23 protein-coding genes and 1 other RNA gene are annotated in these 21,174 nt (G+C 59.6%); 13 read left to right on the plus strand and 11 right to left on the minus strand.

The window, feature by feature from the left end:
• The first annotated feature begins 130 nt into the window (after positions 1 to 130).
• From ACP3TY_RS26890 to ACP3TY_RS26900, 3 genes are read left to right on the plus strand one after another with little or no spacing between them, the layout of a single operon-like run.
• Positions 131 to 838, plus strand: a complete 708-nt coding sequence (locus ACP3TY_RS26890; protein ID WP_426618869.1) for a fimbria/pilus chaperone family protein — start codon at positions 131 to 133, stop codon at positions 836 to 838.
• A gap of 3 nt (positions 839 to 841) precedes the next feature.
• Positions 842 to 3,223 (plus strand): fimbria/pilus outer membrane usher protein, encoded by a 2,382-nt coding sequence (locus tag ACP3TY_RS26895; protein ID WP_426618870.1) that lies wholly within the window; start codon positions 842 to 844, stop codon positions 3,221 to 3,223.
• Complete coding sequence (locus ACP3TY_RS26900) at positions 3,213 to 3,728, plus strand: hypothetical protein (protein WP_426618871.1); 516 nt, start codon at positions 3,213 to 3,215, stop codon at positions 3,726 to 3,728. The genes ACP3TY_RS26895 and ACP3TY_RS26900 overlap by 11 nt, the downstream gene beginning before the upstream one ends.
• 4 nt (positions 3,729 to 3,732) lie before the next feature.
• On the opposite strand, the gene ACP3TY_RS26905 is transcribed toward ACP3TY_RS26900, so the two are convergent.
• Genes ACP3TY_RS26905 through ACP3TY_RS26920 form a run of 4 tightly spaced genes read right to left on the minus strand, consistent with a single transcriptional unit; the run spans position 3,733 to position 6,585 of the window.
• A complete protein-coding gene (locus ACP3TY_RS26905) occupies positions 3,733 to 4,470 on the minus strand; it encodes an amino acid ABC transporter ATP-binding protein (protein ID WP_159814353.1) in 738 nt (245 codons plus the stop codon).
• Positions 4,457 to 5,107: an amino acid ABC transporter permease gene (locus ACP3TY_RS26910; protein WP_159814351.1), complete on the minus strand. Its 651-nt coding sequence runs from the start codon at positions 5,105 to 5,107 to the stop codon at positions 4,457 to 4,459. The genes ACP3TY_RS26905 and ACP3TY_RS26910 overlap by 14 nt, the downstream gene beginning before the upstream one ends.
• Positions 5,104 to 5,778 (minus strand): amino acid ABC transporter permease, encoded by a 675-nt coding sequence (locus ACP3TY_RS26915; RefSeq protein WP_426618872.1) that lies wholly within the window; start codon positions 5,776 to 5,778, stop codon positions 5,104 to 5,106. The genes ACP3TY_RS26910 and ACP3TY_RS26915 overlap by 4 nt, the downstream gene beginning before the upstream one ends.
• A gap of 21 nt (positions 5,779 to 5,799) precedes the next feature.
• Positions 5,800 to 6,585 carry a transporter substrate-binding domain-containing protein gene (locus tag ACP3TY_RS26920; RefSeq protein WP_426618873.1) on the minus strand — a complete coding sequence of 262 codons (786 nt, stop codon included), beginning with the start codon at positions 6,583 to 6,585 and terminating at the stop codon, positions 5,800 to 5,802.
• A gap of 256 nt (positions 6,586 to 6,841) precedes the next feature.
• Here ACP3TY_RS26920 and ACP3TY_RS26925 point away from each other — a divergent pair, with 256 nt between their 5' ends.
• The 7 genes from ACP3TY_RS26925 (at position 6,842) to ACP3TY_RS26955 (ending at position 15,084) form a co-directional block, all read left to right on the plus strand.
• Entirely contained in the window at positions 6,842 to 7,549 is a 708-nt protein-coding gene (locus ACP3TY_RS26925) for a FadR/GntR family transcriptional regulator (RefSeq protein ID WP_400753795.1), read from the plus strand.
• Between the two features lie 120 nt (positions 7,550 to 7,669).
• The gene (gene trxA, locus ACP3TY_RS26930; RefSeq protein WP_003206727.1) at positions 7,670 to 7,999 is read left to right on the plus strand and encodes a thioredoxin TrxA; all 330 of its coding nucleotides are present in this window, start codon (positions 7,670 to 7,672) and stop codon (positions 7,997 to 7,999) included.
• Between the two features lie 249 nt (positions 8,000 to 8,248).
• Positions 8,249 to 9,508 (plus strand): transcription termination factor Rho, encoded by a 1,260-nt coding sequence (gene rho / locus ACP3TY_RS26935; RefSeq protein WP_003229334.1) that lies wholly within the window; start codon positions 8,249 to 8,251, stop codon positions 9,506 to 9,508.
• Between the two features lie 196 nt (positions 9,509 to 9,704).
• Positions 9,705 to 11,702 (plus strand): acyltransferase family protein, encoded by a 1,998-nt coding sequence (locus ACP3TY_RS26940; protein ID WP_426618874.1) that lies wholly within the window; start codon positions 9,705 to 9,707, stop codon positions 11,700 to 11,702.
• A 69-nt stretch (positions 11,703 to 11,771) separates the two neighbouring features.
• A complete protein-coding gene (ubiD, locus tag ACP3TY_RS26945; protein ID WP_034151998.1) occupies positions 11,772 to 13,238 on the plus strand; it encodes a 4-hydroxy-3-polyprenylbenzoate decarboxylase in 1,467 nt (488 codons plus the stop codon).
• The gene (locus tag ACP3TY_RS26950; RefSeq protein ID WP_159814342.1) at positions 13,238 to 14,206 is read left to right on the plus strand and encodes a CDP-6-deoxy-delta-3,4-glucoseen reductase; all 969 of its coding nucleotides are present in this window, start codon (positions 13,238 to 13,240) and stop codon (positions 14,204 to 14,206) included. Before ubiD ends, ACP3TY_RS26950 begins: the two co-directional genes overlap by 1 nt.
• Before the next feature lie 209 nt (positions 14,207 to 14,415).
• Positions 14,416 to 15,084 (plus strand): gamma-glutamylcyclotransferase, encoded by a 669-nt coding sequence (locus ACP3TY_RS26955; protein WP_426618875.1) that lies wholly within the window; start codon positions 14,416 to 14,418, stop codon positions 15,082 to 15,084.
• Here ACP3TY_RS26955 and glpT read toward each other — a convergent pair.
• Positions 15,060 to 16,409, minus strand: a complete 1,350-nt coding sequence (gene glpT / locus ACP3TY_RS26960; protein WP_053124897.1) for a glycerol-3-phosphate transporter — start codon at positions 16,407 to 16,409, stop codon at positions 15,060 to 15,062. The genes ACP3TY_RS26955 and glpT overlap by 25 nt on opposite strands.
• A 222-nt stretch (positions 16,410 to 16,631) precedes the next feature.
• On the opposite strand from glpT, the gene ACP3TY_RS26965 reads away from it, so the two are divergent.
• The gene (locus ACP3TY_RS26965) at positions 16,632 to 17,261 is read left to right on the plus strand and encodes a flagellar basal body-associated protein FliL (RefSeq protein ID WP_426618876.1); all 630 of its coding nucleotides are present in this window, start codon (positions 16,632 to 16,634) and stop codon (positions 17,259 to 17,261) included.
• A 19-nt stretch (positions 17,262 to 17,280) separates the two neighbouring features.
• On the opposite strand, the gene ACP3TY_RS26970 is transcribed toward ACP3TY_RS26965, so the two are convergent.
• A complete protein-coding gene (locus tag ACP3TY_RS26970) occupies positions 17,281 to 18,258 on the minus strand; it encodes an NADPH:quinone oxidoreductase family protein (RefSeq protein ID WP_426618877.1) in 978 nt (325 codons plus the stop codon).
• A 150-nt stretch (positions 18,259 to 18,408) separates the two neighbouring features.
• On the opposite strand from ACP3TY_RS26970, the gene ACP3TY_RS26975 reads away from it, so the two are divergent.
• Positions 18,409 to 18,816, plus strand: coding sequence for a flagellar basal body-associated protein FliL (locus ACP3TY_RS26975; protein ID WP_053124890.1), 408 nt, complete (start codon positions 18,409 to 18,411; stop codon positions 18,814 to 18,816).
• Positions 18,817 to 18,909: 93 nt separating this feature from the next.
• Here ACP3TY_RS26975 and ACP3TY_RS26980 read toward each other — a convergent pair whose 3' ends face one another.
• On the minus strand, positions 18,910 to 19,359 hold the full coding sequence (locus tag ACP3TY_RS26980) for an EVE domain-containing protein (protein ID WP_426618878.1): 450 nt from the start codon (positions 19,357 to 19,359) through the stop codon (positions 18,910 to 18,912).
• 197 nt (positions 19,360 to 19,556) lie between these two features.
• Between ACP3TY_RS26980 and ACP3TY_RS26985 the strand changes: the two genes are divergently transcribed.
• Positions 19,557 to 19,712, plus strand: a complete 156-nt coding sequence (locus tag ACP3TY_RS26985; protein WP_008081430.1) for a hypothetical protein — start codon at positions 19,557 to 19,559, stop codon at positions 19,710 to 19,712.
• A 34-nt stretch (positions 19,713 to 19,746) separates the two neighbouring features.
• Here ACP3TY_RS26985 and ACP3TY_RS26990 read toward each other — a convergent pair whose 3' ends face one another.
• The 4 genes from ACP3TY_RS26990 to ACP3TY_RS27005 all read right to left on the minus strand — a co-directional run bounded on the left by ACP3TY_RS26990 (position 19,747) and on the right by ACP3TY_RS27005 (position 21,164).
• Positions 19,747 to 20,352, minus strand: a complete 606-nt coding sequence (locus tag ACP3TY_RS26990; protein ID WP_123454492.1) for a 5-formyltetrahydrofolate cyclo-ligase — start codon at positions 20,350 to 20,352, stop codon at positions 19,747 to 19,749.
• Between the two features lie 79 nt (positions 20,353 to 20,431).
• Positions 20,432 to 20,610, minus strand: a non-coding RNA gene (ssrS, locus tag ACP3TY_RS26995) — 6S RNA.
• Positions 20,611 to 20,640: 30 nt separating this feature from the next.
• Positions 20,641 to 20,958: a cell division protein ZapA gene (locus ACP3TY_RS27000; protein WP_008081434.1), complete on the minus strand. Its 318-nt coding sequence runs from the start codon at positions 20,956 to 20,958 to the stop codon at positions 20,641 to 20,643.
• The gene (locus ACP3TY_RS27005; protein WP_007911197.1) at positions 20,955 to 21,164 is read right to left on the minus strand and encodes a TIGR02449 family protein; all 210 of its coding nucleotides are present in this window, start codon (positions 21,162 to 21,164) and stop codon (positions 20,955 to 20,957) included. The genes ACP3TY_RS27000 and ACP3TY_RS27005 overlap by 4 nt, the downstream gene beginning before the upstream one ends.
• Positions 21,165 to 21,174 lie beyond the last annotated feature (10 nt).

The raw sequence follows: 21,174 nt of genomic DNA on the forward strand, positions 1-21,174 counted from the left end.
CTTTTGATGTGTTTGACATGTTGCTCCCTCAGAGTGACATGTCGCACATGTTGTTACTTTTTAACTGACTGATTGCAAGTTTCTTGTCGCGAAGTTTATTTGCTCGTGAGGGTTTGGTGTGGCTGAAATAATGTTTTCAATAAGAATAGTGTCCGTTGCCTTCATTATGTTGTTTTTTGTTGCAATTACTTCGGTGCGCGCCGACGGCATGGTGCCGGAAACGACCGTGGTCATTCTTAATGAAGAGGACGGTGAAACCACCATCAATATAAAAAATACCGATGCGACGCCAGCCTTGTTGTACTCATCGATCGAGAACCTCCCGGAAGATCCCGAGTTTCTCGCGCTGGTAACCCCGCCAATCACCCGGGTAGAAGCCTCGGACAAACAATTGGTGCGGGTGATCGGGCAGTTCTCCGAACCGCTGAAAACCCAGCGCCTCAAACGCATCATTTTCGAAGGCGTACCGCCGAGAAAACCCGCAGACACGGCATCCGTCGGCGTGACGATCCGGCAGAACCTGCCGCTGATCATTCATCCGCGGGGCCTGGCGAAAAATCCCACACCGTGGACGCTGCTTGAGTGGTCGTTAGTGGGCGATGTCCTGCAAGTGCGCAATGAAAGCCCCTACGTCGTGCGGCTATCCCAAGAGGTCGTGCTGACCCCGCAGAATCACGTCGCTGATATCGGTCGAACCTACGTGCTGCCGGGCGAAGTCCTGCAGCGCAAGCTTGATAAACAGCCGCAATCGGCCACGGGAGTCACGTTTTACCCGGCAACGGTTTATGGCTTTACCGTCGACAGCTACGACGCTCGCCTCAATGTCCAAGGGCCTTGAAGCATGGCCAGCGGGGTTGCCCGAGCGGTGTGTCTGGCGGCGCTCGGTGTGTGTGAGCACGTACTCGCTGCGCAACCCCGGACGGTGGAGTTCGACACCGATGTACTCGGCAGTCGCGGCATCGACCCGGCCATGGCCGAATACTTTCGGCTGGCTCCGCGTTTTAGCGAGGGCCGGCGCGTGGTGACACTGTTCGTCAATGGCCGTCAGCAGGGCTGGGCCGAGGCGCAGTTCGATACCGCCGGTGAGCTGTGTTTCACCCAAAGCCTGTTGGACAAGGCTGGATTGCGCAGCCTCGATAAAAGCATCACCGACAGCCAGGGTTGTCTTGCTTTCCAGGCGCATTACCCACAGACACAAGTGACTTTGCGGCCGAATCAACAAGAAGTGCTGCTGCTGGTGCCAACCCATGCGCTGGCCGATGTGGCGCAAACGACCACGAATTTCACCCGTGGCGGCAGCGCCGGGATGTTCAGCTACGACTTGCTCGGACTGGATAACGCGTCTTCGGCCGGCAGCAGTCGCTACATATCGGCCTCCACGCTGGCCGGTTTCAACACGGCCGACTGGATCGTACGCAGTCGTCAGCAGTGGAATTCCGGGCAGCAGACTGGCGGCGTCGAACACCTCTACAGCTATGCCCAGCGCGATCTGCAACGGCTGGATTCAACGTTGCAATTGGGCCAGATCAACACCAGCAGTCCACTGTTTGCCGGTGTGCCCATCACTGGCGCGCAGTTTTTTCCAGCCCAGAGCGCTGTGCGGCCAAGCGAATCCAGCGCCACAGTCGATGGCATCGCCAGCAGCCCATCGCGCATCGAAGTTCGCCAGTCCGGCGCGCTGATCTACAGCACATGGGTGCCACCAGGGCCGTTCAGCCTGAACGGTTTTGCTTTGCTCAACGGCAGCGATGATCTACAGGTGAAGGTCATTGGTGAGGACGGCGCGACAAGGGAGTTTGCGTTACCAGTCTCGGCGTTCCATCAAATCACCCAGGCCCGACCCGGCTATCACCTGGCGGTGGGAACCCTGCGTTCGCGAGCGGATGAACAGATCGACAATCAAACCGTCGCCACGCTCAGCGGCAGTTTGAGCTTGGGGCCAACGTCGCTGCTCAGCAGCGGCCTGATGACAACGCCAAATTATCAGGCGAGCGGCTGGGGCATCGATACCCGCCTGTTTCAGCACGCTGACCTGCGTTGGCGCGCAGTTTTAGCCCGACAGGCCGACACCGATTCGCAGGGAATGCAGCAAAGCCTTTCCATATCGAGTGCATTTTTCGAACGGGCCAGTTTCGGCCTCAGCGCCACACTGCGCAGCGAGCAATACCGCGATGTGCTCGATAACCAGGCCTACAGCGCCGATCAATTGCAGCAGCGCTTCGCCAATCAATTCAGCGCGACGCTAGGTTGGGCGGATCCGCGGTGGGGCGGGTTCAGCGCTGCAATCAGCCGCAGCGCCTTGCACAACGGCGAGCACCGGCAACGCTTGAGCGGTTCGTGGGGCAAGGGATTCAAGCACGCCAGCGTGTCGTTCAACATCGAAGCCGAATCGAACGCGACGGCAATGCACCTGAGCATCGGCATTCCCCTCGGCGGCTCGCGCCAGTTGCGCACCTATGCCAGCCACCGCGATACGCAAACGACGCTGGGCTCGGCGCTGAGCGAGCAAGTCAACGACACGGTGAGTTATCGCTTGGGCGTCGACGGCATCGGCGAGGCGCGCGGTTCGCGGCTGAACGCCAGCGTCGGCCTGCTTCCGCGCTATGCCCAAGTCGGGCTTGGCGTGAACCGCGACGCGGCGAGCAACAGTTACATGGGCCAGCTCAAGGGAGGCATCGCTGTGCACGAGGACGGCGTGACGTTTTCCCCTTATGCCATTCAAGACACCTTCGGCATCGCTTCCGTGGGAAATCTTTCGGGGGTGCAGTTAACGACGCCGTCAGGCCCGGTGTGGACGGACGGCGACGGGCGCGCGGTGATTCCCGGGCTGTCGGCGTACAGCCAAAGCCGCGTGCAAGTGATGACCCGGACGTTGCCGCGCCGGGTCGATCTGATCAATGGTTTCAAAGAAGTGCAGGCCGGACGCGGCTCATTCAATACGCTGGATTTCGAAGTGATCAGCGTGCGTCGTGTGCTGTTGCAAATTGTCGATGAGCAAGGACTGCCCATCAGCCGAGGCGCGTCGGTGTTGACGGCGCAGGGACAATTACTCGGTTCAGTCGTTGAGGGCGGCAAAGCGTTTTTGAGTGATGTGCAGGGCGCGCAGACGTTGCACGTTCAGCTCGCCGACAACCGCCGCTGCGAACTGCAACTGGAACCGCCGCCCGACACTCACAGCGACCAATTGTATGAAGCCATGGAGGGCGTTTGCCATGCGCGCTAAATCAGCCGTCGCGCTAATCATCTATCTGCTGATGACACCGATTTTCGCCGCTGACTGCGAATCACGCTTGAGCCAGTCCGAAGTTGATTACGGCCAATTACATCGCGGCGCATTCCCCGACCAACCTCTCGGCCAACATTGGGTAAATCTGGACACTCACCGACTCACCTTGACGGTGATCTGCCAGACGCCAACGTCAATCAAACTGCGCTTCAACGGCACCAGCGCGGGCCCGAATGTCTTTCGGCTAGGCCAACAGGGCCAATTCAGCCTGCGCATCAGCGACGCGGTAATAGACGGCAGCGCGGCGATGCTGACCCGCGATACCGACCCTCAACCACGCGCGGAACAGTTATTCGATGCGGCGCAAACCATTCAATCGCCGCGCGCCCGACACTTCACCGCGCAGATCGACGTTCAGGCGCAGCTGGACACCCGCCAGTTGCAGATCCACGACGAAACCCTGTTCGAAGCCGCCGGCACATTCGAGTTGCTGCACGACTGAATGCTCAGCCCGCGTGCTCCACCGTGCCGATAAAGTTGGCCAGTTCCGCCGTCTGCGGATTGGCAAACAACAGCTTCGGATCGCCCACTTCATGCACCTTGCCGTGGTGCATGAATACCAGTTTGTCGCCGACTTCGCGGGCAAAGCGCATCTCGTGAGTGACCATAATCAGCGTCATGCCTTCCTTGGCCAATTGCCGAACGACGCTGAGCACTTCGTTGACCAGTTCCGGATCGAGTGCAGAAGTAATCTCATCACAGAGCAAGACCTTCGGCGACATCGCCAATGCCCGGGCAATCGCCACGCGCTGCTGTTGGCCGCCGGACAGTCGATCCGGAAAGGCATCAAATTTTTCCCCGAGGCCCACGCGTTCGAGCATCTCTCTCGCCAGTTCCGCCGCTTTGGCTTTCGGCACTTTTTGCACCACTTGCGGCGCGAGCATCACGTTCTCACCGACGGTCAGGTGCGGGAACAGATTGAACTGCTGAAAGACCATGCCGACTTTCTGCCGCAGGCTGCGCAGGTCGGCGCGGGCGGCGTCGAGGTATTCGCCGTCGACTTCGATCACGCCGTCGTTGATCGATTCCAGACCATTAAGCGTGCGCAGCAGGGTGGATTTGCCCGAGCCGCTGCGGCCGATGATCGCCACCACCTGGCCTTCTTCGACGCTGAGGTCGATGCCTTTGAGCACGTGGTGATCGCCGTAGTATTTATGCAGGGCGGAAATTCTAAGCAGAGGCATGCAGTCTCCTTTCCAGGTAGCGCGCACTGAGGGACAAGGGGTAGCAGAGCAGGAAATAGCCGAGGGCGACGAGGCCGTAGACCATGAACGGTTCAAACGTGGCGTTGGCGAGCATGCCGCCGGTCTTGGTCAATTCGGTGAAGCCGATGATCGAAGTCACGGCGGTGCCTTTGACCACTTGCACCGAGAAACCCACAGTCGGCGCCACGGCAATGCGCAGCGCTTGCGGCAGGATCACGTAGCGCAGTTGCTCCAAAGGATTGAGCGCGAGACTCGCCGAGGCTTCCCACTGGCCATGCGCGATCGACTCGACGCAACCGCGCCAGATCTCCGCCAGATAGGCGCTGGTGAACAAGGTCAGGGCAATCGCTGCGGCCATCCACGGCGAGATTTCGATCCCGGCCAAGGCCACGCCGAAGAACACCAGAAACAGCTGCATCAATAGCGGCGTGCCCTGGAACAGCTCGATCCAAGTGCGGGCGATGTTGCTCGACAGAGGGTTTTTCGAGATGCGCATGATCAGGATCAGCAGCCCGACGAGGCCGCCGCCGATAAACGCCACCAGCGACAATGCCAGCGTCCATTGCAGGCCGATCAGCAGGTTGCGCAGGATGTCCCAGAAGGTGAAATCGCTCATGCGCGGCCCCCGCTTCGGCTGATGTAACGACGGCCGATCCAGTTGAGTAACTGGCGAATCAGCAGCGCCATGCACAGGTAGATCAACGTGGTCAGCGCATAGGTTTCAAAGGCGCGGAAGTTGCGCGATTGAATGAAGTTGGCAGCGAAGCTCAACTCTTCGGTGGCGATCTGCGAACACACCGCCGAACCGAGCATGACAATGATGATTTGGCTGCTTAGCGCCGGCCAGACCTTGCCCAGCGCCGGCAGCAGCACCACATGGCGGAACGCTTCAAAACGCGTCATTGCCAGTGCCGCTGCGGCTTCCAGCTGCCCGCGCGGAATCGCCTGAATGCCGGCGCGGATGATCTCGGTCGAATAGGCACCGAGGTTGATCACCATCGCCAGCACCGCCGCTTGCCACTCGGAAATCTGCACGCCCAACGACGGCAGGCCGAAGAAGATGAAGAACAACTGCACCAGAAACGGCGTATTGCGGATCAACTCGACGTAGACGCCAAAGATTGCCGAGAACGGGCGGATGTTCCACGCCCGCACCAACGCCCCGACAATGCCCATGCCAACCCCGAGCAGCGCGCCGATGGCCGTCAGCTCAAGGGTGAACAGCGCGCCGCGCAGCAGCAGGTCGGTGTTTTGCACCACCGGCATGAAATCGAACTGATAAGCCATGAAGGTCTCCCGCGTAGTCGATCAGAGATCGGCCGGCAGCGGCTCTTTCAGCCAGGTCTGCGAATTCTTTTCCAGCGCGCCGTCAGCCTTGGCGCTGGTCAGGATGTCGTTGACCTTGGCCAGCAGCGCCGCTTCGTTCTTGTTTACGCCGACGTAAACCGGCGAATCCTTGAGCTTCACTTTCAGCGCCGGCACGCGTTTCGGGTTCTTCTCGCTGATCGCGACCATCACCACGTTGCCGCTGGCGATCAGGTCGACCTGCCCGGCGAGGTAGGCGGCAATGGTCGAGTTGTTGTCTTCGAAGCGCTTGATGGTCACGCCTTCGGGGGCGACCTTGGTCAGTTCGATATCTTCGATGGCGCCACGGGTGACGCTGATGGTTTTGCCTTTGAGGTCGTCGAGGTTGTTGATGGCGGCATCTGGCGGGCCGAACACCGCGAGGTAGAACGGTGCGTAGGCGCGGGAGAAGTCGATGACTTTCTCGCGCTCGGGGTTTTTGCCGAGGCTGGAAATCACCAGATCGACTTTGCCGGTGGTGAGAAACGGGATGCGGTTGGTGCTGTTGACCGGGGTCAGCTCGAGTTTGACCTTGAGCTGGTCGGCCAGCAGTTTTGCCGTGTCGATGTCGAGGCCACGAGGTTTCATGTCCGGGCCGACCGAGCCGAACGGCGGGAAGTCTTGCGGCACGGCAACTTTCAGCGTGCCGCGTTTGACCACGTCATCGAGACCGTCGGCGTGAGCAGGTATCTGGCTGAGCAGCAGGCTGGAAAACAGGGCGGCGAGGAGGGCGCTGTAACGCTTGGTCATGGACAATCTCCGGATCGGCGGGAAGTGATTTCTGCGATCGGACAGAGCATGCGCCGTGCCAATACGTGGCTGTCGTCGCGGCAGGCCGCGGTTTCAGCGGCTTTGTTCGGTCTTACTGGTCTGAACAGTCAGGTTGTTTTTCGCACTGCGATAGCGCATCGGTCGCGATCACCGAACCCCGCTGGGGCATGACTTGCCGGACTCGGCGAATAGCTTTACAACTAGCCGCACATTGGCCTGACGCGTCTGAAAAACCATGAATTCGATTTCCCGTGCAGTACCCGAAGTGGCGCTGCAAGCGATCCGCAAACTGATCACCGAGCAGGGTTTCGGCGCCGGCGATGCCTTGCCGTCGCAACGCGATCTGGCGTTGCAACTGGGGGTGAGCCGGGCGTCGTTGCGCGAGGCGTTATCGTCGCTGAGCGCGTTGGGCGTGGTCAGCATTCAGCCGGGCAAAGGCGTGTTCGTGCAGGCGCCGGTGGAGCTGTCGTCGGGCGAGAACGCGCCGGGCTGGTCATTCGCTGCGCAGGCGTCGCCGCTGGATATCTTTCAGTTGCGTTATGCGCTGGAAGGCTTTGCCGCCGGGTTGGCGGCAGTGACGTTGAGCACGTTTGATCTTGATGCGCTGGAAGACAATGTTGCGGCGATGCGCGAGCAATTGAAGGCCGGCGACTTTGAGGCGGCAGCGAAACTCGACTTCGAATTCCACCGGCGCATCCTCCTGGCCAGCGGCAATCAGGCGATGCTGAGCATCCTCACCGCCAGCGCCGAGATGTTCCTCGAGAGCCAGAAACTACCGTTCATCCGTGCCGAACGCGCCCTGGAAACCTGGCAGGAACACCGCAAAATCCTTCGCGCCCTCGCTCGCCGGGCCTCGGCTGCCGCGCAAAAAGCCATGCAGGAGCACGTGCGCAATGCCGCGCTGCGCACCGGAATCGCCTTCATCGCTCCCGCTACCGCGTGACTTGAGCTATACCCAAACTCATCGAGTGCCATAGCAAGACTCAATCATCTGCGGCTTCCTGAACAGGGGAAGGGCGGCTATGATGGGCCACGTTTTTTTGCTTACAACCTGGAGAATTCCATGAGCAGCGATCTTATCAAACACGTTAGCGACGCTAGCTTCGAAGCCGACGTACTCAAGGCCGAAGGCGCTGTCCTGGTCGATTACTGGGCTGAATGGTGCGGTCCTTGCAAAATGATCGCTCCGGTTCTGGACGAGATTGCCGAGACTTATAAAGGCAAGCTGACCGTTGCCAAACTGAACATCGACGAAAACCAGGAAACCCCGGCCAAGCACGGCGTGCGTGGTATCCCGACGCTGATGCTGTTCAAGAACGGCAACGTTGAAGCGACCAAAGTCGGCGCGCTGTCGAAGTCGCAGCTGGCAGCTTTCCTCGACGCCAACATCTAAGCGTCGCTGTAAAGTGCATTAAAAAAAGCCTCGCAAATTGCGGGGCTTTTTGCGTATTCAGGGCTAGACGCTCAGAAACTCAGGTGGTACATTCGGCCCCGCAGTGGTTTCTCCACTGCCCCCTGCTAGCCGTCGCCGACGCACTCCTTTTCGAATAAGTACGCGATCCTGTCGCCTTCTCTGCGGCGCGGCCTCATTAAGCCAAAAGCTTAATTTCCCCCCCTCCATAAATGATTACGTCATTCCTATATGAATCTGACTGAACTCAAGCAAAAGCCGATTACCGAACTGCTCGAATTGGCCGAACAGATGGGCATAGAAAATATGGCCCGTTCGCGCAAGCAGGACGTGATTTTCTCCCTGCTGAAAAAGCACGCTAAAAGCGGCGAGGAAATCTCCGGTGATGGCGTGCTGGAGATTCTCCAGGACGGCTTCGGCTTCCTGCGCTCCGCTGACGCTTCCTATCTCGCCGGCCCAGACGACATTTACGTCTCGCCGAGCCAGATCCGCCGTTTCAACTTGCGCACCGGTGACACCATCGTTGGCAAGATTCGCCCTCCGAAGGAAGGCGAGCGGTATTTCGCACTGCTCAAGGTCGACACGATCAACTTCGATCGTCCGGAGAACGCGAAAAACAAGATTCTCTTCGAGAACCTGACCCCGCTGTTCCCGACCGTGCGCATGAAGATGGAAGCCGGTAACGGTTCCACCGAAGACTTGACCGGTCGTGTGATCGACCTGTGCGCCCCGATCGGCAAAGGCCAGCGTGGTCTGATCGTTGCACCGCCGAAAGCCGGTAAAACGATCATGCTGCAAAACATCGCAGCGAACATCGCCCGTAACAACCCTGAAGTTCACCTGATCGTGTTGCTGATCGACGAGCGTCCGGAAGAAGTAACCGAAATGCAGCGCACCGTGCGCGGCGAAGTGGTTGCCTCGACCTTCGACGAGCCGCCGACCCGTCACGTACAGGTAGCTGAAATGGTGATCGAGAAGGCCAAGCGCCTGGTCGAACACAAGAAAGACGTGGTGATCCTGCTCGACTCCATCACCCGTCTGGCCCGTGCCTACAACACCGTGATCCCGAGCTCCGGCAAGGTATTGACCGGTGGTGTCGATGCTCACGCCCTCGAGAAGCCAAAGCGTTTCTTCGGTGCGGCACGTAACATCGAAGAAGGCGGCTCGCTGACCATTATCGCCACCGCGCTGGTTGAAACCGGCTCGAAAATGGACGAAGTGATCTACGAAGAGTTCAAGGGTACCGGCAACATGGAACTGCCTCTGGATCGCAAGATCGCCGAGAAGCGCGTGTTCCCTGCGATCAACATCAACCGCTCCGGCACCCGCCGCGAAGAGTTGCTGACCGCCGACGACGAACTGCAGCGCATGTGGATTCTGCGCAAGCTGCTGCACCCGATGGACGAAGTCGCAGCGATCGAGTTCCTGGTCGACAAGCTGAAAACGACCAAGACCAACGACGAGTTCTTCCTGTCGATGAAGCGCAAGTAACATCGCAGATTGAGCCGATAAAAATGGCGTCCCTACGGGGGCGCCATTTTTTTGCCCGTATTTTGTCCGGGCGAAGGGACGATGGCGATCTGGTAAGGTCTGTGCCTTGCAGAATGAGCAGCAACGTACGAGACCGTTTCCGCGTAAGAGAATCAGGCTGTACAAATAATAACCAACTGATTGGCATTCAAGATTTATGAGCACACTCGCTTATCGAAGGGATATCGACGGCTTGCGGGCCGTTGCGGTCATCGCCGTGGTTCTTTTCCACTTTGGCGTCCCGGGGTTTACCGGCGGTTTTGTCGGCGTAGACGTGTTCTTCGTGATTTCCGGCTACCTCATCACCTCGATCATCTGGAATCAGCGTCAGGCCGGGCGTTTCAGCTTCGTCGAGTTCTGGGCACGCCGTGCGCGGCGGATTCTGCCGGCGCTGTTTGCGATGATCGTCGCCGTGCTGGCGGTGGGCTGGTTCCTGATGGCGCCCAAGGATTACGAAGAGCTGGGGCGCTCGGTGCGTTATCAGGTGCTGTTCGTCTCGAACATTCTGTTTATGCGTCAGGACGGCTATTTCGACGTCGCGTCCGACCTCAAACCGATGTTGCACACCTGGTCGCTGGCGGTTGAAGAGCAGTTCTACATTCTCTTCCCGCTGCTGCTGGCCGTCATGTCGAGTCGTCTAAAACACTGGCGACTGGCGCTGTTCGCGATTCTGCTGGTGTCCTTCGGCCTGAGCGTGTGGGCGGTCAGCCACCACCCGGAAAAAGCCTTCTTCCTGTTGCCGATGCGCGCCTGGGAACTGCTCGCCGGTGCGATGCTGGCAGTCGCGCCGAAGCAGGCCTGGCGGTTGAAGCCAATGGCTGCGCAACTGCTGAGTTTGCTCGGCATGGGCCTGATCCTGCTGGCGGTGTTCGGTTACGACAAGTCCACGCCATTCCCCGGTGCGGCGGCGTTGCTGCCGGTGCTGGGTGTTGTGTTGCTGATTTTCGCCAACGGTCATCGCGAGACGGTGGTTGGTCAATTGTTGAGCAGTAAGGTGATGGTCGGTTTCGGCCTGATCTCCTATTCCTGGTACCTGTGGCATTGGCCGGTGTTCGTGTTTTCCAGCTATGCCAGCGTCGAAGACACCACTGCGCTCGACAGCGCCGGGTTGATCCTGCTGACGCTGGTGCTGGGTTATCTGTCGTGGAAATTCATCGAAACGCCGTTCCGCGAGCGCCGTTTGCTCGCCGGTCGTCGGCCGATTCTGATTGCCGGCGCCCTCGGTGTGTTGGTGCTGGCGCTGGCCGGGCAAACGCTGCGCTGGACCGATGGCTTGCCGTGGCGCTTGTCCGATCAGGCTCTGCAATATGCCAAGGGCCACGACTGGCGGCCGGAGTTGATGGCGTGTCTGGCGGACGACAAAACACCTGATGACAAACTGTTCTGTCATTACGGCGTGGCCGACGTGCCCGCGCAGGCGCTGGTCTGGGGCGACAGCCACGCCACGGCGCTGATTCCGATATTCGATGACGGCGCGAAAGCCCACGACGTCAGCGTGATTCTCGCCAGTTCACCGGGCTGCATCCCGGTGGAAGGTCTGGAACATGGCCCGGTGTGCGCGCATTTCAATCGCCGGATCGAGCAGGCGTTGAAAGAGAAAACCGTCAGCGATGTGGTGCTGGTCGCGCGCTGGAGTCTGTATGTCTACGGTGCAGCCAATGGCGACCTGGGCCACGTGCTGCGAACTGCGGACGGTCGTTATGATCGCGCCTATGCCGAGCAACGTCTGGCCGACGGTCTGCGTGCGCGGGTTGCGCAGTTGCGTGCCAGCGGCCATCGCGTCTGGCTGGTCAAAGAGGCGCCGTTGCAGCCCTACAGCCCGCCGTATCGCCTGACGCGATTGGCGATGCTCGATCGTTCGGTCGAAGGTGTTGGTCAGCAAGTCGCCATTCACCACGAGCGTCAGGTGTTTATCAGTCAGTTGTTCGCTGAGTTGGCCAAAGACCCGGCGGTGCGCATCGTCGACCCGGCGCCGCGACTGTGTGACGACAAGGGTTTGTGTCACGCCGAGCTCGACGGCTACTCGCTGTACACCGACGACAATCACCTTTCGGAAGTCGGCGCGCGTCTGGTGGCACCGATCATGGAACCGTTGTTCATTAACCTGCAACGCCAGGAAAACCTTGGCAAAGCCCAGACGAATGCAGCCAAGTAAGCAGCGACAGGCTGCCACAGGGCTGCATAGCAGGTAGGATGTACGCCTATTTTGAGGGTGCCATCGTCAATGAAATTCAAGGATCTTCGGGATTTCGTGCAGCAGCTTGAGCAGCGCGGAGAGTTGAAACGCATCCAGATTCCCGTCTCGCCGGTGCTGGAGATGACTGAGGTGTGTGACCGCACGCTGCGGGCCAAGGGCCCGGCGCTGCTGTTCGAAAAGCCCACCGGCTACGACATTCCGGTGCTCGGCAACCTGTTCGGCACGCCCGAGCGGGTGGCCATGGGCATGGGCGCCGAGTCGGTCAGCGAGCTGCGCGAAATCGGCAAGCTGCTGGCGTTCCTCAAGGAGCCGGAGCCGCCGAAGGGCTTGAAAGACGCGTGGTCGAAGCTGCCGATCTTCCGCAAGATCATCTCGATGGCGCCGAAAGTCGTCAAAGACGCGGTGTGCCAGGAAGTGGTCATTGAAGGCGACGACGTCGACCTGGCGATGCTGCCGGTGCAGACCTGCTGGCCCGGCGACGTCGGCCCGCTGATCACCTGGGGCCTGACCGTCACCAAAGGCCCGAACAAGGAACGCCAGAACCTCGGTATCTACCGTCAGCAAGTGATCGGCCGTAACAAGGTGATCATGCGCTGGCTCAGCCACCGTGGCGGCGCGCTGGATTATCGCGAATGGTGCGAGAAGCATCCGGGCCAGCCGTTCCCGGTGTCCGTGGCATTGGGTGCAGATCCCGCGACCATCCTCGGCGCCGTAACACCGGTGCCGGACAGCCTCTCCGAATACGCTTTCGCTGGTCTGCTGCGCGGTAATCGCACCGAATTGGTGAAGTGCCGTGGCAACGACCTGCAAGTGCCGGCCACTGCCGAAATCATCCTCGAAGGCGTGATCCATCCGGGCGAAATGGCCGATGAAGGCCCGTACGGCGACCACACCGGTTACTACAACGAAGTCGACAGCTTCCCGGTGTTCACCGTCGAGCGCATCACCCACCGGATCAAACCGATCTACCACAGCACCTACACCGGCCGTCCGCCAGATGAACCGGCGATTCTCGGTGTGGCGCTGAACGAAGTGTTCGTGCCGATTCTGCAAAAGCAGTTTCCGGAAATCACCGACTTCTACCTGCCGCCGGAAGGCTGTTCGTACCGCATGGCCATCGTGACCATGAAGAAGTCGTATCCGGGGCATGCCAAGCGCGTGATGCTTGGTGTCTGGTCGTTTTTGCGACAGTTCATGTACACCAAGTTCGTTATCGTCACTGACGACGATATCAACGCCCGCGACTGGAACGACGTGATCTGGGCCATCACCACGCGCATGGATCCCAAGCGCGACACGGTGATGATCGATAACACGCCGATCGACTACCTCGACTTCGCCTCGCCGATCTCCGGCCTGGGTTCGAAAATGGGCCTCGATGCCACCCACAAGTGGCCGGGCGAAACCACTCGCGAGTGGGGCCGCGTGATCGTCAAGGACGACGCCGTCACCCAACGGATCGATGCCATCTGGAATCAGTTAGGAATAGATTGATGCGTGTAACCCTGCAGCCCTCCGGAGCAGTGCTCGAGATACAGCCCGGTGAGCGGATTCTCGATGGTGCGCGGCGCCTGGGCTACGAATGCCCGCAAAGCTGCCGCAACGGCAATTGTCACGTGTGTGCGGCGCTGCTGGTTGAAGGCCGCGTCGAACAGGCCGGCAAGGTGCATGACCACGGTGAGTTCTACACTTGCATAGCCGAGCCGCTGGAAGACTGCATCCTGCTGTGGGATGGCGTGCTCGCGCTGGGAGAACTGCCGGTGCGCAGCCTGTCGTGTCAGGTTATTGAATGCCGCGATGTCGGTGGCGACACCTGGCGCGTGCGGCTGCGTGCGCCGGCAGGCAAACCACCGCGCTACCACGCCGGGCAATACTTGATGATCGAACGCGAGAACGGCGAGAAGTCGGCGTTCTCCATGGCTTCGGCACCGCATGGCGGGCGTGATCTGGAAATCCATGTGCTGGCGCGCGAAGCCAGTGCACTGAGCCTGATCGAACAGCTGCAACGCAACGCGATGGTGCGCGTTGAGCTGCCATTCGGTGATACGCATTTGGCCGAGCTGCCGGATGGGCCGCTGGTGCTGGTCGCTGCGGGTACCGGCATGGGCCAGATTCACGCGTTGATCGAACACTGCCGCGCCAATGGCTTCAAACATCCCGTACATCTGTACTGGGGCGTGCGTCGTCCGGAAGATTTCTACGAGATCGAACATTGGGACGAATGGCAGAAGTTGCCTAACCTGTTCCTGCACAAAGTCGTCAGCGATCAATGCGGTTGGGAAGGGCGCTGCGGCATGCTGCACGAAGCGGTTTGTGAAGATTTCCCCGATCTGAAACCGCTGCACGTCTACGCCAGCGGCTCACCGGCCATGGTCTACGGCACCCTCGACGCCTTGGTCGAAGCCGGGATGGACGCCCATCAAATGCGTGCCGACGTGTTTGCCTACGCCCCGCGCTCTTGAGCCGCGCTCCTGATTCGTTATAACTCTCTATATAGCCGATCGGTATTTATGTAATTGCATAAATACCGCTAGGTTATATATCAATCAGGCAATCAATTAAGAACTGTGCCATGGCACTCAAATTGCCTTAAAACATATGTGCCTTATTGTTACAGCGGTGCGTTCTATTAAGTAATTCTTTACCCGCGGGGAGCTGAACGCTATTCGCCATGAGCGCCATTGAAAACGCTTTTCTGAATCTGAATTACCCTCCGCGGCTCGATCTTGGGCCGCAGCTGACGCACGAACAACTTCTCGCTTCCATGCAATCGACCATGGCGCGCCACAAGGGCGGGCCGGTGTGGCTGTTCGCCTACGGTTCGCTGATCTGGCGGCCGGAATGTTCGGCGGTGGAGCGGGTGCGCGGACGCGTGCACGGCTACCATCGCGGCTTGTACCTGTGGTCGCATGAGCACCGCGGTACGCCGGAAATGCCCGGTCTGGTATTTGGTCTGGATCGCGGCGGTTCGTGCAGCGGCTTCGCTTATCGCTTGCCGGAAGACAATCTCGATGCGGCGCTGTATGCGCTATGGAAACGCGAGATGCCGGTGCCGTCCTATCGGCCACACTGGCTCAACTGCCGGCTCGCAGATGGCAGTCAGGTTCAGGCCTTGGGATTTGTCTTGGAGCGGCACCTGCCCAGCTATGCGGGCAACTTGCCGGATCACCTGCTGAGTCAGGTGTTCGAAAGCGCCAGCGGGCGATACGGCACCACTCGCGATTATGTCGAGCAGACCGTACACGCCCTGCGCAGCCACGCCATGCCAGACCGAAATCTGGAGGCGCGGCTCAAGCGCTGTCAGTCACAGTGCGATCAGGCGACCGCTTCGCGACTCTGACTGGCGACTTGCTTGTGCCATAGCGTCGGGGCCAGGAAGGCCATCGCCAGCAGGCACGCGCCGATCAGCAGGACAAAGCCACCGTCCCAGCCGAAATGGTCAACGGTGTAGCCCATCGCCGCACTGGCCGCGACCGAGCCACCGAGATAACCGAACAGACCGGTGAAACCCGCCGCAGTGCCGGCGGCTTTCTTCGGTGCCAGTTCCAGTGCCTGCAAACCGATCAACATCACCGGGCCGTAGATCAGGAAGCCGATCGAGACCAGCGCGATCATGTCGACGGTCGGGTTGCCGGCCGGGTTCAGCCAGTAAACCAGCGTCGCGACAGTCACCAATGCCATGAACACCATGCCGGTCAGGCCACGGTTGCCACGGAAGATCTTGTCCGACATCCAGCCGCAAAGCAGCGTGCCCGGAATACCTGCCCACTCGTAGAAGAAGTAAGCCCATGAGGTTTTATCGACGGTGAAGCCTTTGGCTTCCTTCAGGTACGTCGGCGCCCAGTCCAGCACGCCGTAGCGCAGCAGGTAGACGAAGACGTTGGCCATGGCGATGTACCAGAGCATTTTGTTGCGCAGCACGTATTTGACGAAGATCTCTTTCGCGCTGAATTCGTCTTCGTGGCTGGCGTCGTAGCCTTCCGGGTAATCGTTCTTGTACTTCTCGATCGGCGGCAGGCCGACCGATTGCGGGGTGTCGCGCATGGTGATGAAGGCGAACACTGCCACGCCCAGCGCTACCGCTGCCGGTACGTAGAACGCTGCGTGCCAGTCGTTGAACAGGCCCATGCCGAGCAGGAACAACGGGCCGATCAGGCCACCGCCGACGTTATGCGCCACGTTCCACACGGACACCACGCCGCCGCGTTCTTTCTGCGACCACCAGTGCACCATCGTCCGACCACTCGGCGGCCAGCCCATGCCCTGGGCCCAGCCGTTGATGAACAGCAGAATGAACATCATGGTCACGCTGGACGTCGCCCAAGGCGCGAAACCGAACACGAACATGACGCCCGCCGAAACCAACAGGCCGAACGGCAGGAAGAAGCGTGGGTTGGAACGGTCGGACACCAGGCCCATGAGGAATTTCGACAAGCCATAGGCGATGGCAATCGCCGACATCGCCAGCCCCAGATCGCCACGGCTGTAGCCTTCGTCGATCAAGTACGGCATGGCCAGCGAGAAGTTTTTGCGCAGCAGGTAATAACCCGCGTAGCCAATGAAGATACCGGCGAAGATCTGCCAGCGCAGGCGTCGGTAGGTGCTGTCTATTTGTTCTTCAGGCAATGGAGCCTGATGTGCGGCAGGGCGAAAGAAAGCAAACATTCAAGAGCTCCAGATTTCTTGTTTTGACTGCGGATGCGAATGTTACAGTTTCGTTACCGAAAATAGCACCGGTTCGCATCGGCAAAACAGCGGAAAATGTTGGAAGTCGCACGTTCCTTTACGAACCTGTCGCTCAGCTGTAAGAACAGGGCGTTTTTGTAGCGATCAGCGCGTTGTGTCTTAGACTCGCGCTCAATGAATGACTGACTGCAGAGATGAACCATGGCTCCAAATGTGCGCAGGTTATTGCCGAGGTTGTTGATGGTGGCCGTCGTCACCGTTTCGGTGCTGGTGCTGAGTTTCGCCCACGGTTCTGCCGCATCGGGACTGCGCAACACCACCGTACTGATCGTCCGCCATGCGGAAAAACCGGACGTGGGCCGAGAACTCAACGCCCAGGGCCAACAACGCGCCGCCGCGTACGCCGACTATTTCGCCCCGCTGAAACTGGCTGACGAAACACTCACCCCGCAACGCCTGATCGCCACCGCCGACAGCCCACAAAGCATTCGCCCCCGGCAAACACTGATCCCGCTATCACAACGCCTGCAACTGCCGATCGAACAACCCTTTGCCAATAACGACGTCGACAAACTGGTCAGCCAGTTACGTGACAGCAATCAGGCGAAAACCATCCTCATCGCCTGGCACCACGGCCACATCAACAAACTCATCGGCGCATTCGGCGGCAACGGCCCGGCGCTGATCGGCCAACCGAAATGGCCGGTGGGGGTTTATGACTGGCTGATTGTTTTGCGTTTTGACGACAAGGGGCAGCTGGTGGAGTCGCGTAGCGAGAAGGTGCAGGAGCATTTGATGCCGGGCGACGTGGCGGCGTCGCCCGGCAGTTGATGGGTGTCCGTTTCTTTAGTTAGCGAACCTGCACCACAACCTTGCCCACAGCCTTACGCTGCCCAAGGTCATTGATCGCCTGCGCCGCATTGCTCAGCGGATACACCTGCGACACCAACGGTTTCAACTTGCCCTCGGCAAACCAGCCGAACAGTTGCTGAAAGTTCGCCGCGTTGTCCTGCGGCTGGCGTTGAGCGAAGGAGCCCCAGAACACGCCGAGTACCGCCGCGCCTTTGAGCAGGGCGAGGTTGACTGGCAGCTCGGGGATGCGCCCGCTGGCGAAGCCGACCACCAGCAGGCGGCCGTTCCAGGCGATGGCGCGGATGGCTTGGTCGAACAGATCGCCGCCAACCGGATCGTAGATCACGTCGGCGCCCTGGCCGTCGGTGAGGCGTTTGATTTCGTCCTTGAGGCTGGCTTCGCTGTAGTTGATCAGTTCGTCAGCGCCAGCAGCCTTGGCCACCGCGAGTTTCTCGGTGCTGCTGGCGGCGGCGATGACGCGGGCGCCCATGGCTTTGCCGATTTCCACGGCAGCCAGGCCGACACCGCCGGATGCACCGAGCACCAGCAGGGTTTCACCCGGTTGCAGGTTGGCGCGTTGCTTGAGCGCGTGCATCGAGGTGCCGTAAGTCATGCTGAAAGCGGCGGCGATGTTGAAGTCCATCGACGGCGGAATCGGCAGGACGTTATAGCCCGGCACCGCGACCTGTTCGGCGAAGCTGCCCCAGCCGGTCAGGGCCATGACGCGGTCGCCGACCTTGAGATGGCTGACCTTTTCCCCGACTTCGCGTACTACACCCGCCGCTTCGCCACCCGGCGAAAACGGGAAGGGTGGCTTGAACTGGTATTTGCCCTCGATGATCAGCGTGTCGGGGAAGTTGACCCCGGCGGCGTGCACGTCCAGCAGGATTTCGTTCTTCTTCGCGACAGGACTGGCGACGTCTTCCAGCACCAGCGATTCGGCAGGGCCGAAGGCTTTGCACAGCACGGCTTTCATCAGGGCTATTCCTTTGGGAGTGATGGCCGATAAGTGTAGGTGTGTCAGTCAACGGGTCAACGAGCATGCCCGACCCTGATAGTCAGCCATAAGCTTGTGCTTGCGCGGCGGGTCGTTATGCTAGGCCGCAAACCGGATAAGGAGCGAATTGTGAAAGCGTGGATCATGTTGTTGCTGGCCCTGTCTCTGCCTGTGGCAGCGCTGGCCGAAGAAGCCAAAGAAGGCGAAGCGCCGAAGGTCAGCTACATCAGCCTGAGCCCACCGTTCGTGGGTAACTACGGGTTGGACGGCACGCCGAAACTCAAGGTCTACAAGGCCGATGTGGCGCTGCGCGTGACCGGCGATGACGCAGCCAAACTGGTCAAGGCCAACGAGCCGCTGATCCGTAATCAACTGGTGGCGCTGTTTACTCAGCAGACGACCGAGGCGATGGGCAGCATCGAAGGCAAAGAGAAGCTGCGTCAGGAAGCGTTGAAGCAGACTCAGCAGGTGATGAATGATGAGACTGGGAAGCCGGTGGTTGAGGATTTGTTGTTCAACAACTTGATCATTCAATAAGCATTAAAGACAAAAGATCGCAGCCTTCGGCAGCTCCTACATTGGAATGCGGTTCCCTGTAGGAGCTGCCGGAGGCTGCGATCTTTTTGCGCGTCAGCGCAGGGCAAGCACCGCCGCCCACTGCTCAGGTGTGACCGGCATCACCGACAACCTCGAGCCCTTCTGCACCAACGGCATCTCCGCCAGCGCCGTCTGCTGCTTCAGATAATCCAGCTTCAACACTCGCGCAAACGTCTCGACGTGTTCAACGTCAATCGCACTCCACGCATTCTTCTCCGGCGTCGCCTTCGGATCGAAGTAATGACTCTCCGGCTCCAGCGCCGTCGGATCCGGGTACGCTGCTTCGATTATTTTGCCAATCCCGGCAATCCCCGGCTCCGGGCAGCTGGAGTGGTAGAAAAAGAACTCATCGCCCACCGCCATCGCCCGCAGGAAGTTGCGCGCCTGGTAGTTGCGAACCCCGTCCCAGCGCGTTTTGCCGAGTTTTTCCAGGCCCTTGATCGAGAGCTCGTCGGGCTCGGATTTCATCAGCCAATAGGCCATGTTTTGTTCTCCTGGCGGGATCAGTGGACAAGTTGTCGGGCAATTTTATGACAAACCGACAGTCGGTTGACGTCAGCGTTTGCGCAGCGGTTCACGTTGCCGCAAAATGCCGGCCTTTAAAGCTTGACGCTGCTGCACGGCCTACAAACGGAAACCGCTGCTGTCATCGTGTTGATGTGCCTTGAGGGGGGCAATCGATGAAACGCAAACCGGATTTACTATGGACTTTGGTAATTTTGTTTGGCCTGGGCGTCGTGACCACCGGTTACGCGCAGAGTCTGTGGACAACCAAAGCTGACGCTCCAATCGAAGTCGCGCAACAGGTTCAACAGTCGACCGCGTTCAAGCGCTGAAACTGCACACCCGACGCCGCTGATCTGCGGCGTCCTATCCCGCGAAATACCACGCCTTGTCGCTGACCGTGCCTTGTAACGGTACATCCCAGCTCGCCTGCGCCAAACGTTCGACCTTCTGACATTCATGGGCCAGCCCCAACAGCGTCGGCTTGCGCCAGCTTTTGCGCCGCGCCAGATACGCCAGGCTGCGATCGTAAAAACCGCCGCCCATGCCCAGTCGCCCGCCGACATCGTCAAACCCCACCAATGGCAACAACACCAGATCCAGCGCCCAGACCTTGCGTTGCCGAGCCAGATTGGCCCGTGGCTCAAGGATGCGGAAGCGATTGGGTTTGAGTTTCTCGCCGGGACGAATGCGCTGGAAAACCATTTTGGTTCGCGGCCAGGCACTCAGCACCGGCAGATACGTCGCCTTGCCTCGACGCTGTGCTTCACGCAGCAGCAGGCGCGGATCGATTTCACCGTCGGTGGGTAAATACAGAGAGATGTGTTTGGCCCGGCGAAAGTGCGGGTCTTGCGCCAGTTGCCGGTACAGGCCTTTGGCGGCCTGGCGTTGCTCGCTTTTGCTCAGCGAGCGGCGCGCCTTGCGCAGCAGGCGGCGGAGTTGCGGGCGGGGCAGCAGCGCGGGTTCGGTCATGGTTCGGCTTCGGCAGGTTGGACGAAAACGTACGCATAAAAAATCCGATGGCGGTTTTCACCGACATCGGATTCGAATCAGGCTCCCCGGATGAACCGCTGTCAACTTAGCCCTTGAACCCGAAAGTTCAAGGTGGAAGATGCAGTAGACTTTAAGGCTTTCCGTCTAGCGGACATGCACACCAGCCCAACGTGCAACTTCCAGGGTAGTGCGAATCGGCTCAGGGACATCGTCAACTGGCAAGCACCCCAGGGAGTGCCGCGAGTATACCGCAAGCGGCCAGTCGAATCAGCCCTTGGTGTTGGTCTGATCGTCGGCGAGCACCAGATCGACACGATCGAGCAAGTCGCGCACCTGTTCACGGGTCGAACCGCTGGCCTGGATATCCGGGCGCTCTTCTTTGTGCAAGAGGTCGTGGGTGATGTTCAGCGCGGCCATCACGGCAATGCGGTCGGCGCCGATGACTTTGCCGCTGCTGCGGATCTCGCGCATTTTGCCGTCGAGGTAGCGCGCGGCGCTGACCAGATTGCTGCGTTCTTCCTGCGGGCAGATGATCGAATATTCTTTATCGAGGATCTGCACGGTGACGCTATTGCTTGAACTCATGAGTCTTGCTCCAGGGCCTTGAGGCGCGAAATCATCGATTCGACCTTACGCCGGGCGATTTCGTTTTTTTCAATGAGGTGAGCGCGTTCCTCGCGCCAGGTCTTTTCCTGAGCTAGTAAGAGTGCGTTTTGACTCTTAAGTTGCTCGACTCGACCAATCAACAGTTCGAGTCTGGCCATCAGCGCTTGCAGGTCGGTGTCTTCCATTGTGTCCACT

Origin of the sequence: Pseudomonas rustica (assembly GCF_049959085.1) — a bacterium.
Taxonomy (GTDB): domain Bacteria; phylum Pseudomonadota; class Gammaproteobacteria; order Pseudomonadales; family Pseudomonadaceae; genus Aquipseudomonas; species Aquipseudomonas rustica.